The organism is Verrucomicrobiia bacterium (assembly GCA_019694135.1).
Lineage (GTDB): Bacteria > Verrucomicrobiota > Verrucomicrobiia > JADLBR01 > JAIBCM01 > JAIBCM01.
This window is the reverse complement of sequence record JAIBCM010000005.1, coordinates 42,480-57,171: the sequence shown is the minus strand read 5'-3', so window position 1 is coordinate 57,171 and position 14,692 is coordinate 42,480. Positions and strand designations below refer to the sequence as shown.

Sequence of the window (14,692 nt, the reverse complement as noted above, 5' to 3'; positions counted from 1 at the left end):
ATAAGAGGGCAGACCTATTATGCAATGTTTGGTTTTTAAGAGGGTATGAAAATAACAAAATCTCGCTGCCAAATTTTTTTGACAGCGAGAGTGCGGAGAGTTTTTGAGACAAGAGTTATCTATTAACGATTTCTTACTTCCCAATCGGCTGAAAAATTGGGTAGGACGATCGCATTTTTTTGCGCGATAAAATTATTGGCGTCGTCTAATAACCAGATGACTCGTTGCGATGTGCCTTTGTTTTCGAGAATAATGTCAGAACGATCGTCGTTATTAAAAAATCCGCTTCCAACAAATTCCCAATTGCCAGACTTTCCAAAAGAGAAAAAAGATTGGATGATTGTTCCGTCCATCGTCCAGATCACGCGCTCTTTGGTTCTGCTATTTTGCCATAATAAATCAGTTCTTTCGTTATCATCGAAGAAACCTGTGCCAACAATTTTCCAATCGGTGGGAACAGTTGCGATAAATGCGCCTGAAAAGACAGAGGTGTTGTAGAGCAACCAGACGGCTCTATCCCCGGTTTCTTTATTTTCCCAAACGATGTCGGTGCAGCCATCATTATTAAATTCGCCTGTGGCAGCAATACGCCATTGCGTGCCAACACCTGGAAGGGAAACGGTAGACTTTATTTGGCCAGGGGCAAATCGGTTCATTAGCCAAATTTGTCTTTGACCGGTGAGGGTGTTTTCCATGATGAGATCTGATTTAACGTCTCGATTAAAATCTCCCACAGCGGCAATGCGCCATTCTGGTGAAGGGGAAAAGTTTTCCTTTTGGATTTGGGAGCTTTGGAGTTTGAGGTGACCATTCATCAACCAGACTTCATTAGTGCCAGTGAGAGTATTTTGAAAAATGATGTCGGTTTTTATGTCTTCATTGAATTGCGGGGTAATGGCCCGTAACAATCCATTGTCGCCATTATATTTAGCACAAAAGTAATGAACTTTTGCCACACCTGGAGTGGTAAAGAGAGCTAAGCCGGGGCCTGGATCTAAGTCAGCGGAAACATCGTAGCCGCCACCTAAAATGACATCACCCAGATTGTCTATGGCGACACCTTCTGCACGTGTTCCTCGGCCCAGTTGTGGTATAATTGCGCCGCCTCCATTTAGCTTTTGGGCCCATATAAGATTGCCCGAACTATTCATTTTCTCGTAGAAAATAGTGCTTTCGCTTAACCCTTTCATAAAAAATTCACCTGGGCCTAGATCAAAATCGACGTTCTCGGTGAAGGTGCCTGTAATAACGATATCTTCAGGACTAAAAGGTTCGGTAATTTGTTTGCGATCTAAAGCCATAGCATCGATTTGGTCAAATTTGGCACCACCAATCTTTTTGGCCCAAACCAGCTCACCATTGTGATCAAGTGTGGCAACAAAACCATCGACATCTCCTGCGCTAGTAAGGGGAAAAAAAGCAGGGCCGGGATTAAAGTCGCATGTTTGCGAAAAATTTCCTGCGATGATTACTTGTTGGGCGCGATTCACTTCGATGGAATTAATAAGATCATTGGCGGGACCGCCGATGCGCTTGGCCCATATTTCTTTCCCATTGCTTGCGTCTAATTTAAGAACGAAACTATCCGATTCACCGGCGCTTGGAAGGGCAAGCACTCCATTGTTGATTTCAAAAAAAATGGTTTTTCCAAAAGTTCCACCGACATAAAGATGACCTATGTTATCCACAGCCACGGCAGTACCACGTTCCACGCCGGAATTAGTGCTTCCACCGCCTTGCCATCCCCATTCTTTAGCCCACAAAAAATTGCCAGAAGCATTCAAAGCCCAGACAAAAACGTTACTGCCTTCAAAGAGTTTTGTTTCCAAAAAAAATTCCTTATCACTAGGATCAAAATCAACGCTGTTAGAAAATTCTCCTGTAATAAAAATATTGCCATTAGAATTGATAACAAGATCAAAAGGTCTCGAGTAATCAACACCTCCTTCTTCGGTGGCTTTGGTGTTGCCTCGCAACTGTTTTGCCCAGACAAAATTTCCCTGGTTATTTAATTTTAAAACGAAAGTCTGTTTGCTTTCTTCTTCGTTATTAAGAAAAAACTCGCCAGGACCTGGATCGAAATCAATTTTAAAGATGAATTGTCCAATAATAACAATGTCCTGAGTCTTGGGATCGACCGCGATTGAGCGAGGCAGGCAATCTTCAAAGGCGGGAATTTGTTTTATCCATATTAGTGCTCCTGAAGGGGAGTATTTGGCAATAAACATTTGATCGCCCAATCCTTGTAGTTCCACTTTTTTCAGAGGACTGGGTTCAAAATCCAAAGTGCTTTTAGCCGAAAAATCACCACTGCCGTAAACTCCTGTTACAAAACAATTGTTATTATTATCAGTGGCTACTGCCATAACGACAGCTTGCACCCAATCGCCATTTTCGGCGACATTGGTTAATCCAGCATTAACAAAATTTTGAGCTGATCCAAAATGGCTTATATTTAATAAAAAGCATAGAAATAATATTTTTTTCATAACTTTTTCCTTCTAGTTAATTTTATATAATTTGTTTTATATATAAATTACTTTTTTTAAAAAAACAAATTTTTATCAATAATTTTTTCTTAAAAATTTTGTTAACAGCTGTTATTTTGGAAAATCTATTAACAAGGCTTATTTTTAATTAGCATTCCAGATAGCTTGAACTAATTGGCTAACTCGTTTGGGGTCGACGGGATTGAATAGTTTCCCTTGTTTTTTTAATGAAGAGCCAACAATAAAACCGTTCGCGTAAGGAAGATAGGTTTTGATGTTTTGCAATGTGACGCCGCTGCCCAAAGCGATAGAAGCTTTAGGACAACTTTTTCGCACGCGTTGGAGTTCATCTAAATTAACAGGATCTCCGGTGCTATGACCAGAAAGGATTATGGCATCGACTTTGCCGCGTTCGAGTGTGTCATGAGCGGTTTCTTCGATTGGGAAAGGCGCTAAGGGTAGAGCGTGTTTGACATGGACATCGGCCCAAATGTGGATTTTGGGATTTAACATTTTTTTCAATCGCAAGGTGTAGTAGGCATTGCCTTCGATAATGCCTTGATCGGTGAGCATGGCGCCTGTGTGGACGTTGACACGGATGAAACTTCCTCCGCATGCGGTGGCGATGGCGAGTGCTGCGTGGGCGTCGTTGCGAAGGACATTGATGCCGAGAGGAAGCGAGGTTTCCTGTCGAATGGCATAAGCGATAGTGGACATGGCGGCAACTGTTTCGGGTGCGACAGAGTTTTTAGTGAAAGGGGCATCGCCAAAATTTTCCATAATGAGTGCGTGCGCGCCGCCTTTTTCGTAGGCTTTAGCATCGCGAATGGCGTGAGCGATGAGGATGGGAAGATTATGCGACCAATCGGGTGATCCTGGCAAGGGGCCTAGATGAATCACGCCGATCAACAATTTTTTGTTTAAGTTTAATACGTTTATCATTTTCAGTTTAATTGAATTTTATTTTTTTATCATGCTCCATTTTTCAACTAATTGCGGAAATCGGCAGCTTTGACAATTGCTGCGATCTTGTGCGCAAAATGAATGAAAAATTTGTAGCAAACCTTGTTGTTCCAAAGCAGTGTGAGGTTTGAAAGAGTTGTTGGAGAAAAGTCTTTGAGTAGTCAAGCGAACGAGTAGATTGGAAGAGGAGGTTTTTAATTTTTCAATACGAGTGGTGTCTTCGTAATTATGGGCTATGAGCCAGGGGAAGACAAGATTGATTAAAATTTCGTGAATGCGATCTTTTCCAATCAGCACAATCGGTGAGCTTAGTGCTTTTGATTTTAAAGTGGCGTGACAAGAAAAGAAGGGATGTTGAAGGGATGCTAAAATTTTTGCGAATGAATCTGGAGATTGGTTTTCTAGAGCGATTTTTAGTAGGTTAAAGTGCTGAGCGATTTGAGTCAAAGCGGCTAAGCGTCGTTGAGGGTGGTTGATGGGTCGCGTTTTTTGAAAGTGCCAAAGATGAAGAGGCAGGGTGTTGATTTTTAAAGCCCACCAACGTCGCCAAAGTGATTGGATGTAGCGTTTGTTTTCATTTTTCCAGGAGGTGGTTTCGATCGTTGGCAAAAAACCGGCTGTGCCAAAGAGCATGGCTTCTCGGTCGCGAGGTGACAATTTTTTTAATTTTGCAATGGGACAAAGGCGTGCCAGAAGTCGAAAAGGAATTTTATTTTCTTTATAACCCAAAGTTTCAGCAAGCGATTCCCATAAGGTTTGAGAAAAACCGTCGCGCTGAATTTGAGAAGAAATTTTATTGGCTTTCAGATGAAGTCGATGCCAACCAGCTTCTTGAAGGAGTTGAGTGATTTGGGGTGAGGAAAGATTTTTTAGTGTTTTGGAGCAGATACCTGAGGTTGCTAGGGGTAAAAGAGAATTTGTAGTTTCGGGAAGTTGATGAATTAAAGCAGCCAAGGGAACAGGGAGTTGATCGCTGAGACAGAGAGTGGGTAAGCGACGACCGCTCTCTAGCTGAATCGATTCTTTTCCGTGCCAGGCGATGTGAAGGATCAGCTGGTTGTAACGCGGGTCAAGATGGTGTCGATGTTGTTTCCAATCGGAGGCGTTGATATGAAATTCAATATCGCCATGATGAATAGTTCCGGTTGAATCTTGGAAAGCGGCATCGCGAAAATCGGGGCCCGGCTCATGATTCCACCATCCGGTTTGAAGGATTTGGATGGATTGACCGTCTGAAGTAGCAAGTCGGTGAGGTAGTTGATGTTCGAACCACAGATGTTGTAGCTGCAGTTCGGTAATCATTTTTTCTTCAAGGAAATGATGAAGACAGCGAGAAAAGAAAAAAGGTGTCGAGTTAAGAAGCGAATATTTTTTCGCCATTGATGATTGTAGTGAAAAGAAAAATGATTTAACAATAATAAAGTATTATGCGATTTTGTGAGTTTCTTTTATTTTTAACAGCGACGAGCTTGGCGGGAGCGACGGAGGTCAAGAAAGTTTCAACGCCTGAGAACGCTGGAGGTTTGCCTGATCCCGCTAACGAACCGATTGTGCAAGTGGTTAAGAAAATGATTCCGGTGGTGGTTAATCTGAGCACAGAAAAATTGGTGGTGCGCGCGTTTGTGGATCCGTTGGATGATGTTTTTAATCAATTTTTTAATGGTCCCGCTTTTAATCGAAAGAATCCGTCCACTATTAAAATTTTGGGCAGCGGTTTTTTGATTGATGAAGAGGGTTATTTGTTGACGAATGAGAAGGTGGTGGAACGAGCGGCGGATTTGAAAGTGAAAGTGACCACGGCTGATGGGAAAACTTATGATGGGAAATATATTTATGGCGATGCGGATCGTGATTTGGCTTTGATTAAAATAGTTCGCGAAGAAAAAGCGGAAAAAGAAAAATTTTCTTTTTTTGATTTGCAACAGTTATCTTCGAATTATTTGGGACAGACGGTGATTGCTTTAGGAAATCCGTTGGGCGATCAAAGTTCCATTCGATCTGGCATTTTGAGTGGAAAAGGTCGTGCGGTGGGCTCGATTTCGGGATTGTTGCAAACGGAAGCCATCATTAATCCAGGAAATAGTGGTGGGCCATTGGTGGATATTGCTGGAAAGCTAGTGGGTATTAGTTCAATGAAAATTGGTTATACGCAAAATAGTTTAGCGGAAAATCGAAGTTTTGCTATTCCCGGGGATGTGGTGGCTGGTTGGGCAAAAAATGCTTTGGCGATTGCTAGAGGCGAGAAAAAACCGGCTCAACCAGTGAGCCCTCAAGAAGTTTTGAAGGAAAGGTTTGGCTTGGAGGTGCAAGATTTAACGCCGGACTTAGCTAAGAATTTAGGGTTTACTAAGATTGATGGGGTTTTAATTACTAATGTGCAAAAAGAAAGTCCGGCCGAAAAAGAAGGCATAACTAAAGGAATGGTCTTGCAGGGAGTGGGGCGTTATTTGACGCCAGCAGTTCATGCAATTCCTCAGGAAATCACTTTTATTAAACCGGGAAATCCTATTTCTCTAGTGGTAGCAAAGCCGATCAAGCAAGGATCAGTTTTAGTTCAACAAAATGTCGAAGTGCAACTGGTGGCACGTTAAGCGGTAATTTTACCAAAAACACATTTTCCTTTGGTGGAAAATTGCTGTCAGTCGATGCTGAGAATTTATTAAAAACTTATAGGTGGAACTATAATGCCGGTTCCTTTTGACTCTAAGCCGTCGGGTGAGATAGCACGGTTTGGAGTTTGTTTTGAAGCCGCCGCCGCTTGATCAAGTCTTTCTTGTTCTCTAAATTCTTTGCCATATTCACCTTCTGGATCGCAAATTAGTTCTGAATCTTGGCAATAAGGCTCTAATAATGTTTCTAATATATCTCTCTGCTGAAGAGCGAAATCTGGTTCAATCGGTAAACCGGTTTGGGGATTTATAATGCCGCTTGTTTTGCCCTGGGGGTCTCCCTTTGAGATACTCATAATGGAGAAAATTTCCGCCATTTTTTAGAAAAAGCAAGAGATATTTCACAATTAGTTTAATTTTTTATTTTCCCCCCAACACATTTTCCTTGATGCACGGTGGCTAATAAATGGGGGCGGGGTTGGTCGGTAAAAAGGCAAAAGCTGGCCTCATTATTTTTTTCAATGGTGTGAGAGTGGAATCCTAACCATTGTGCGGGCCGTGTGGAATAAGCGTCCCACATTTCTTGCCAGGGCTTATCTGATAATTTTGCCGCACGAAAAACTGTTTCAAACGGAGTTAAAGTGGAACCAGCGAGTTTTTGAGTTTCGGTTTCTCGAGAATGAACTCCTTTATCGCGAGTGATGGAAATTTTACCCAGAGTATAATGACCTGCCGCGGCGCCGGCTGCGGCTGTGGCATCAGTGGTAAGGAGTAAACGGTTCTTTAGCGCTTTCGCGAAGACGGAAAAAGCGTGTGCTGGCAAGTGGACGCCGTCAGGAATCAAAGAGCAAAACAATTCGGGTTGCGCCAAGGCGTGAAAAATGGGATTTTCAAATTTGTGAATTTCTTGAGGTAAACCGTTTCCTAAATGAGTCCAGCCTGTTGCGCCAGCTTCGACGGCTTGTTGTAAAAGAGTGCCGGTGGCAGATGAGTGACCGATGGCCACACGAATGTTTTGTTGAGTCACGCTTCGAATAAAAGGGAGCGATTTTTTGGGTTCGATCTCAGGCGCGAGTGTGATTAAACGAATGGCGTGAGGGGCAAGTGATTGCCATTTTTTAAAAAGTTCCAGATCGCAGGGAATCATCTCTTGAGGATCGTGAACACCATGATAGCCGGGTTCAGGATTGAGAAACGGACCTTCCAAATGGAATCCTACGCAATTTAACGGATTTTCTTGTCGCAACTTTTCTACATTTTTTAATAATTTTTCTAAGTTGTCGATATGGGTCGTGATAAAAGTGGCTAGGAAATGGGTGCAGCCTTGAGAGTAAAGCGATTGACAAGCTTGTTGCCATTCTTGTGCAGAAATCGTTTGATTAAAATCGACTCTGCCAAATCCATTGATTTGAATATCAACCAAACTCGGTGCGATCCAGGGCGCAGTTTCCGAGCTGTTTAAAACTTGTATTTGAGAATAAATATCTTGCTCAATTTCAATTTTAAGCAACTGCTGAGTTTGATAATGACGGGCAATGAATTTCACCGAAGATTAATTTATTGGAGTAAAATAATAAGGTCAATGGCAGTTCTATGCTTTGTTATAAAATAAACTTTAATAAATTTTTTTTTGTAATTAAAATTATTGGGTATGAGTGCTTCTATCATTGCTAGGATAGTAGAAAAAGTTTTTGAAAAAGCGGTTGCGAGGAGAGTTGCGGCGGAAGTTGTAGTAAATGAGGCAGCTCGTGTGACTGCTCAAAGAACGGCAACCGTTGCTGCTTCAGCAGCGAATGAAGTGGTAGGAAAATTAATAACTTCGGGTAGTAGAAAGGAGATGGTTAAAATATTAGCCCAAAGATCTGCAATAATTGATAGAATAGTGACGAATGCTTCTAATCAAGCTGTCGCTCGAGGTGCTAATTACGCAGAAATCCAGGAGATAGCTCGTGTTACGAGAGAGGCAGCGATCAAGGCGTTCCAGGAAGCTAATACTTTTATTACCAATAATACCGCAGAGTCGGTGCCGCTAGAATTACTGAAGAAACATCAGGAGAGAATCGTTGAAATTGCTGCAGAGGGGGCGGTTGAGAGTTCTTTATCACCTGCCCATCTTGTTGGAGGAGTTATTGCTTTTGTCCCTCTACCGGGTTGGGATGCTCTTGAGGAAAAGGTTATTGAACCTGCTATTGATAGCATTTTAATTCCTGCTGCTTTAGCTATGGTTCCGGGTTCTGGAACAGCCAGCGAAATGTTAACAAATCATCAAGAAGTAGCATCCATTCTTAAAGAACTCCGTGAAACAGACGATGAAGCGATTGATGCTGCGCTTCGTGAAAGAAATATGAATGGTGTTTGGGCCTCTGCGGGTGGCAATGCGCCCTCTGTTAATCAATCAACGCTTTCCCAGAACAAAGTTTCTCCAGGAATATAAGAAATTTGCCGGCGAAAAATAGTGGCGAGTGTTAGTGAGAGAAGCTTAGAAAAATACGAGCGGGTTAAGATCATTATTTAAAGCTAGGACGGGTTTTGAAATAATATTCATTCTCAAATTTGACAAATCTCAATTGTGTGGTTCATTGCCTTTAAATTGATTTTAAAATCAGTTTTATCATTAAAATTAATTTTAAGGATGTTGAAGCTGTATGGCGGTTGTTGTTCATGTTAAAATGTTGGCTCGAGGTTTAGCAAAATTGACTCAAGAGGCGGATAAAGCTTTTTTACATATCAGGGCAATTACCAGAAGCCTTAGTGATCAATTTATTAATGGAAGTTATTCCATGGCTGGGGTTCGAGCGGCTATAACCGAAGCACAAGCCTTATCGGCTAATTATCGAAATGCTATTGAAGGGGTGGAAGAATTGGCAATATTGGCTCGTACTCACGTGAATAATCTTAAAAGCACTGGAGCGAGTCCTGAAGCTGTTGAGCTTGCCGAAAAAATGGCTGAGAAAATTCAAGCTTATGCTTTGAAACTTTCTAATGAATATCACGGTTTTGTAGATGCTGCGATTAGCGATGTTGAAAAAATTGCGAAATTAGCGGGCGTTCCAGGGGTCGGTGCAACAGTTTTTCTAGCTAGTAGAGAGGCGGATGCCGCTGAGGTAGTGAAACCGCTTGCGCCTGAGGTGGCGACAGCTGATAAATTTTGGTGTCCTAAGGCTTCTTTGATAAAAGAGACGAGTGACGTCGCGAAAAAAGCGCAAGAAAGAATCCGATCAGGAGAAGTTAGGCCAGAAGAACCTTCGGTATGGGAGCTGGCCGCCGGGGAAAGACGTTTAGAGCAATGCAGGCCTTGGTCGCAGGTGCCTATTCTAGAAAGTTAAATTTTGACAATGTGATAATTAATAATAATTTTTAATCTTTAATATTATTATTTTAAATTTTTGAAAATGATATTTACTTAAACTTATGTCTGTTCCTAAGCATCAAAGAAAAGAAATGGTTATGATTTCTCCCTTAACAGTTGTTGCGGGGGTTACGGCGGTTGCAACAGCAATTCGAGGAGCGGTGGGAGTTCGAGGAGCTTGGCATGCATTTCGCTTAGGTGCGGCAACTCGAACGAAAATGTTGGAAGTAGCAGCCCGCGGAGGGGAGCCTTCTAATTTGGCTGTGGGAACGCTACGAATGGGAAACATTGCTAGGGAAAAGGCGATTTCCGCAGCAGGTTACTCAATTGCTGCGGGTATTACGGGTAGTGCGGCAGTTATTAATGCGATTAGCGATAATAGGGATAGCGTTATGTCTACCACTCAATCACGTGCAGCAACCGTTTTAAGTGACGCAGAAAATCAGGCGATGGATAACGCAGAAATTGATGCGGGGTTAAATCGTGGAAACATGGAAGGAATCTGGAAAGCGGCTGCTAATGGATCTTCAGCTCTTGTGACCTCACCAGGGCCTCAGCCTAGTTCTCCAACTCCTTAGCTTTTTTGGAAATAAAAAGTTTGGGGGTTGACTAAATTTTCCATCCAAAGTTAATCTTGTTTCGTGCTACGAAACATCAAGCGATTGTTTTTCGGCAAAAACTCTAAAACTCATCAGAAAAAAGAATCGAAGGAAGAGGCTTGGAGGGAGATCGTCAAAAAAAAGCGATATTTTGCTTCTTATCATTACATTCAAGGAGAAGGCATTGAGATTGGCGGACTTCATCAGCCCTTAAAAGTTTATCACAATGCCAAAGTGCGTTATGTCGATCGGCTTAGCACGGAGGAAGTGCATAAATTTTATTCCGATGTGGCTGACAAACCTAAGGTGACTGTGGATTTGGTGGATGATGGCGAGCGTTTGGCGAAAGTAGCGGATGAAAGTTGCGATTTTGTGATTGCGAACCATATGATCGAACATTGTCGCAATCCGATTGGCGCCATTTTTCACATGTTGCGTGTTTTAAAGCTGGAAGGCGTTTTATATTTAGCGATTCCCGATAAACGTTTCACGTTTGATAAAGATCGAAAAATTACGCCCTTTGAACATTTGAAACGGGATTATGAAGTGGGGCCAGAGGTTTCGGATCGTGAACATTATGAAGAATGGTTGCGAGTGATCGAACAAGTTAAAGATCCCGAAAAATTACAGCGTCGTATTGGAAAATATATCGAAAAAAAGGTTAATATTCATTTTCACGTTTGGACCCAGCGCGAAATTTTAGAAATGTTTTTGCGAATGAAGCAGGATTACGATTTTCCTATCGAGATTGAGTTTATTGGGAAAAGTGGACTAGAAGTTATAATGGTACTTCGCAAAGTAGCGATTAGCCATTAGCTAATAGCTTTACAGCTTTTCCTAAAGTTCACCCCGTGCGATGGCCGCTTGACGCGCTTGTTCGGCTTCCGTAGTGCGTTCCGAGGCTTTTTTGGCCATCCAGGCTTCCCAGGATTTTCCATTCGCGGTGTCTTCACCTGTAAAAGCGATGCCTGCGATTTGGAAGTAATTCAAAACAAGTGGTGAAGCGTTGCCTTTTACAAAAATCTCAACCTGCTGTTGATTAGCGTCTCGATTGAAAAGATAACCTTCTATTACCTGATTGTCTTTCAAGGTCAAAGTGACATCGCCACGATAATCAAAGGCTTGATCGATAGCCTCTGCAGTTTCTTGAGGAGAGGCGGGTTGAAAATTTCTGCCTTGAAGGGATGCTTCGCGATGGCCATGGGTTTTAATGTCTTGTGGCATAAACTCAATAAAAGAAAATGGATGAAAAGCGCTAGCTATAAGCGATGGTTGATTTCACCGTGCGAATGAAACCGGAAAGTGATCCAAAGGTGTCATTGACTGAAGTGGCTTCGTAACCGCAATGCACCATACAATCGCGACATTTTGCGTTGCCACTGTGTTGACCATATTGGCTCCAATCGGTCTTTTCGATGAGTTCTTTAAAGGTTTTTACGTAACCTTCCTGCAAGAGATAGCAAGGTCGTTGCCAACCGAAAATGTTGTAGGTTGGGTTGCCCCAAGGTGTGCAATCGTAGTCGATTTTGCCCTGTAAAAATTCAATGAAATTAGGTGATAGATTAAAACGCCAGGAGCGTTTACGACCCTTGAAAATTTCGCTAAAAAGTTTTTTGGTTTTGTCACGATGCAAGAAATGTTCTTGATCGGGCGCTTTTTGGTAGCTGTAACCGGGAGAAAGCATCATGCCTTCGACATTCAGCTTCATCATTTCATCGAAGAATTTTTGCACATGTTCGGGATTGGCCCCATCAAATAAGGTGGTGTTGGTGGTAACACGAAACCCGCGTTTGAGCGCTTCTTTCATGGCTTCATAGGCTGTTTCATAAGTGCCATCGCGACAGACGGCCATGTCATGTTCTTCCTTGAGACCGTCCATGTGAACGCTGAAGGTGAGATATTTGCTGGGCTTGAAAAGGTCAAGTTTACGCTTCAAAAGCAGCGCATTAGTGCAAAGATAGATATATTTTTTGCGTTCGATAAGGCCTTCGACGATTTTATCGATTTCTGGATGAATGAGCGGTTCACCGCCCGGGATGGAAACCATTGGTGCTCCGCATTCTTCAGCGGCTGCCCAGCATTGTTCGGGCGTGAGACGTTTGTTGAGAATGTGATCGGGATATTGAATCTTTCCGCAACCGGCACAGGACAGGTTGCAGCGAAAAAGCGGTTCTAACATTAGAACCAGGGGGTAATGCTTATTGCGCTTAAGCTTTTGCTTGATCACATAAGAACTTACCGCCCACATTTGTGAGAGAGGTACTGCCATAATTGGGGGTGATTATAGAGAAGCAAGGGAAGGTGTCAATGGTGAGATTAGTGACAAGTAATAAATGACAAGTTCAACTGAATAGCTGAAGAGCCGAAAGCCAAGTAGCATTTGACACAGGGAAACATCGGTGTTTAATTGCCTTTCATTTATTGTTAGGAAGTTTGAGACAATAGTAAGCAGTAGAAAAGGAATGTGAATTTATGACGCCAGCAGCTAGATTGTTAGCTCGAGTTATTGCAGAACGCGCGGCAGGCCGCGTGCTTATAGCTAAGGATTTCGCGCGCGATGCCAGAGCTGCACTTGAAACATTTAAGAAGGGACAAGAAACGTTAGATGCTGCCAGACTACTTTCTAGAGATCCTGCAAATTTGAGGTTGCAGAGCCAAAATTTTGATAAATTAGTGCAATTTTCGACAAATGCAGAATCTGGTATTTTGGAAGGAGGAGAGGCATTTGGAGCTCTTTTAGAAGCCATGCAAGCTGGACATGGTGAATTTTCGTTATTTTTGGATAAGGTTTCTAAAATATCTGGGATACCTGACGAAGTTTATGAAATTATAAAGAAAGAGCTTGCCACTTTTGAAGCTGTTGCCGATGTGATTCATAAATATCAAAACGGTGCAATGCGTGGGGTGGATTCGTATGAGGGAGTCATGCAAGCCATTAAAAATAAAAAAATTGATGATCTTCCGAAATTATTAGAGCAAGCGGTTAAAGATTGCGATGACATAATCCGCGCTACGGAACATGCTGTAGCCGCGTTAGAAATAGCTAACGCGCTATTTGAGCAACAAGCAGCTCGCATTGTAGCAATCGTGGGTGGAACAGGAGCAACACTTGTGGCTTTGAAACCAGAGGAAGTTCAAGCTGCTGAGGATTTAATAGATGACCTGGAATTTCGTCTCAAAGTAGATTGTGAAGTTGAGAAAAAAGCGAGACGAAAAGAACCTTCCTTTGGACAAAAGGTGTGGGCTAGTTTAAAAGAAGGGCCCGATACAGGAATGATGGGTTTATCGCCGGATGTTTTGGATTGGTCAGGAGCTGGAGCGATGACAGAATTGGGAGTGGTAGGTGTTCAGTATGCTAACATGCCCAATCAACCGAAATGTGATGATCCGATTCCTCAAGCTTCGACACGAGCCGAAATTGCCAGGATGCGAGCCAATGTGGAAGCGGCATGGAAGGTTCTAGAGGCTCAACAAGATGCTGCGAAACAAACACCGAATGTCGCGACTCCGAATTCGCCGGTAGCTTCCGATCCTGTGCCCAAAATTTCTCCCTAAACAGCTCGAATATGGGAACTGGCGATAAAATATTAGCCTCAAATTACTGTTGGTTTGAATAGGATAGACGATTCGATATAAAATTTGACAGCACTCTTATTAATGAGTTAAAACTAGTTAACCTAGTTATAGGGAAAATATAAATTTAAACTTCAACAGAAGGATCCAATATGGCTAAAGGTAAAGTTATGCGACTTTTGGGTCGTTTGTTTGGAATAGCTCCTGAAGTTGATACCGCAGCTGAGGCGGCAAAATTGGCGCGTGTTGCTGAAGTGGCAGAAGCTGCAAGAGGAGTGCGTTTAGCGGCAATAGCTGACGTGAATGTAGCTATTAGAGGCATTTATGAAGAAATGAGTCTGACTAATGGCCTTATTAATAGTGGGAGTAGATCTGCAGTAACATTTTCTTCTATTGTAACAAGAGCTGGTCTTGCAAATAATAATGCGGCTAATCTACTTAGAGCTACTCAAGCCATTGTTGCCGCTTCAGAGGGAAGCTCTTGTGCGGCTTCAGCGAAAAAGCTAGTTACTATTGCCCAAAAGATCAATGATGCTACTGCTGCTGCCTACATAAGGGCAATGGAGTTTGCCGCAAGAACAGGAGAGGGTGTCAGCAAAGAGGCTATTGCTCAAGTGCTTGGCCAATTTACTAATGCCAGTGAAGAATTGGCTTCACTTATGGCAGAATTTGAGAATGCAGCGGTAGCTTTTGAAGCTGAGGTGGGTAAAGATGTGATAGTTGGGGGTGGCTTTATAGTGGCATCTGGGATTACAGGTAGTGATCCTGTGCAAGGTCGTCTTCCTGAACATCCTTTGCACCCTTATTTTAGGCCTATTATTAATGGTGGGGCTGAAGTAGCCGATAAGGTTGATACTTTGGTTTTTGGCGCTGTTGATTTGGGAGCAACTGTTGTTGGTCAATCCGTTGATTCGCGAGCCAACTTAGAAAACGCTGTGGAGGCAGGCGCTGTAAAACTGGATCGAGCTTTTGATCAATTGGGAAAAGAAACACAAAGCGGTTTTAGAAAAGTAGAGAATTCTATTATAAATAATTCAGGTTGGGGAATGTAGATTCGCAGAGTTCATTAGCTCGATCCTAAGATATTTTTAAAATAAGCCAATTGAGTCT

At 42.5% G+C, this 14,692-nt stretch carries 14 protein-coding genes; 7 read left to right on the top strand and 7 right to left on the bottom strand.

The genetic code is table 11. From position 1 onward, the window contains the following. Positions 1 to 122 precede the first annotated feature (122 nt). The 3 genes from K1X66_08170 to K1X66_08160 all read right to left on the bottom strand — a co-directional run bounded on the left by K1X66_08170 (position 123) and on the right by K1X66_08160 (position 4,754). A complete protein-coding gene (locus tag K1X66_08170) occupies positions 123 to 2,489 on the bottom strand; it encodes a hypothetical protein (protein MBX7158344.1) in 2,367 nt (788 codons plus the stop codon). Between the two features lie 144 nt (positions 2,490 to 2,633). After that, on the bottom strand, positions 2,634 to 3,431 hold the full coding sequence (locus K1X66_08165; GenBank protein ID MBX7158343.1) for a BtpA/SgcQ family protein: 798 nt from the start codon (positions 3,429 to 3,431) through the stop codon (positions 2,634 to 2,636). An 18-nt stretch (positions 3,432 to 3,449) separates the two neighbouring features. Next, positions 3,450 to 4,754 (bottom strand): DUF2851 family protein, encoded by a 1,305-nt coding sequence (locus K1X66_08160; GenBank protein MBX7158342.1) that lies wholly within the window; start codon positions 4,752 to 4,754, stop codon positions 3,450 to 3,452. A gap of 125 nt (positions 4,755 to 4,879) precedes the next feature. On the opposite strand from K1X66_08160, the gene K1X66_08155 reads away from it, so the two are divergent. Continuing rightward, complete coding sequence (locus K1X66_08155; protein ID MBX7158341.1) at positions 4,880 to 6,043, top strand: trypsin-like peptidase domain-containing protein; 1,164 nt, start codon at positions 4,880 to 4,882, stop codon at positions 6,041 to 6,043. Between the two features lie 68 nt (positions 6,044 to 6,111). Here K1X66_08155 and K1X66_08150 read toward each other — a convergent pair whose 3' ends face one another. Continuing rightward, the gene (locus K1X66_08150) at positions 6,112 to 6,438 is read right to left on the bottom strand and encodes a hypothetical protein (protein MBX7158340.1); all 327 of its coding nucleotides are present in this window, start codon (positions 6,436 to 6,438) and stop codon (positions 6,112 to 6,114) included. Positions 6,439 to 6,473: 35 nt separating this feature from the next. Beyond that, positions 6,474 to 7,607 carry an amidohydrolase family protein gene (locus K1X66_08145; GenBank protein ID MBX7158339.1) on the bottom strand — a complete coding sequence of 378 codons (1,134 nt, stop codon included), beginning with the start codon at positions 7,605 to 7,607 and terminating at the stop codon, positions 6,474 to 6,476. Between the two features lie 105 nt (positions 7,608 to 7,712). On the opposite strand from K1X66_08145, the gene K1X66_08140 reads away from it, so the two are divergent. From K1X66_08140 to K1X66_08125, 4 genes are all read left to right on the top strand, one after another. Continuing rightward, the gene (locus tag K1X66_08140; protein ID MBX7158338.1) at positions 7,713 to 8,495 is read left to right on the top strand and encodes a hypothetical protein; all 783 of its coding nucleotides are present in this window, start codon (positions 7,713 to 7,715) and stop codon (positions 8,493 to 8,495) included. Positions 8,496 to 8,706: 211 nt separating this feature from the next. Continuing rightward, on the top strand, positions 8,707 to 9,387 hold the full coding sequence (locus K1X66_08135) for a hypothetical protein (protein ID MBX7158337.1): 681 nt from the start codon (positions 8,707 to 8,709) through the stop codon (positions 9,385 to 9,387). Positions 9,388 to 9,508: 121 nt separating this feature from the next. Beyond that, positions 9,509 to 9,988 (top strand): hypothetical protein, encoded by a 480-nt coding sequence (locus K1X66_08130; GenBank protein ID MBX7158336.1) that lies wholly within the window; start codon positions 9,509 to 9,511, stop codon positions 9,986 to 9,988. Positions 9,989 to 10,051: 63 nt separating this feature from the next. Next, positions 10,052 to 10,825: a class I SAM-dependent methyltransferase gene (locus K1X66_08125; protein ID MBX7158335.1), complete on the top strand. Its 774-nt coding sequence runs from the start codon at positions 10,052 to 10,054 to the stop codon at positions 10,823 to 10,825. 21 nt (positions 10,826 to 10,846) lie between these two features. Here K1X66_08125 and K1X66_08120 read toward each other — a convergent pair whose 3' ends face one another. Together K1X66_08120 and hpnH are read right to left on the bottom strand one after the other, a co-directional pair. After that, positions 10,847 to 11,233, bottom strand: a complete 387-nt coding sequence (locus tag K1X66_08120) for a hypothetical protein (GenBank protein ID MBX7158334.1) — start codon at positions 11,231 to 11,233, stop codon at positions 10,847 to 10,849. Between the two features lie 31 nt (positions 11,234 to 11,264). Then, positions 11,265 to 12,278: an adenosyl-hopene transferase HpnH gene (hpnH, locus tag K1X66_08115; protein ID MBX7158333.1), complete on the bottom strand. Its 1,014-nt coding sequence runs from the start codon at positions 12,276 to 12,278 to the stop codon at positions 11,265 to 11,267. A 203-nt stretch (positions 12,279 to 12,481) separates the two neighbouring features. On the opposite strand from hpnH, the gene K1X66_08110 reads away from it, so the two are divergent. Both K1X66_08110 and K1X66_08105 read left to right on the top strand, forming a co-directional pair. Then, positions 12,482 to 13,564 carry a hypothetical protein gene (locus K1X66_08110; protein MBX7158332.1) on the top strand — a complete coding sequence of 361 codons (1,083 nt, stop codon included), beginning with the start codon at positions 12,482 to 12,484 and terminating at the stop codon, positions 13,562 to 13,564. 170 nt (positions 13,565 to 13,734) lie between these two features. After that, positions 13,735 to 14,634, top strand: a complete 900-nt coding sequence (locus K1X66_08105; GenBank protein MBX7158331.1) for a hypothetical protein — start codon at positions 13,735 to 13,737, stop codon at positions 14,632 to 14,634. The last annotated feature ends 58 nt before the right edge of the window (positions 14,635 to 14,692 follow it).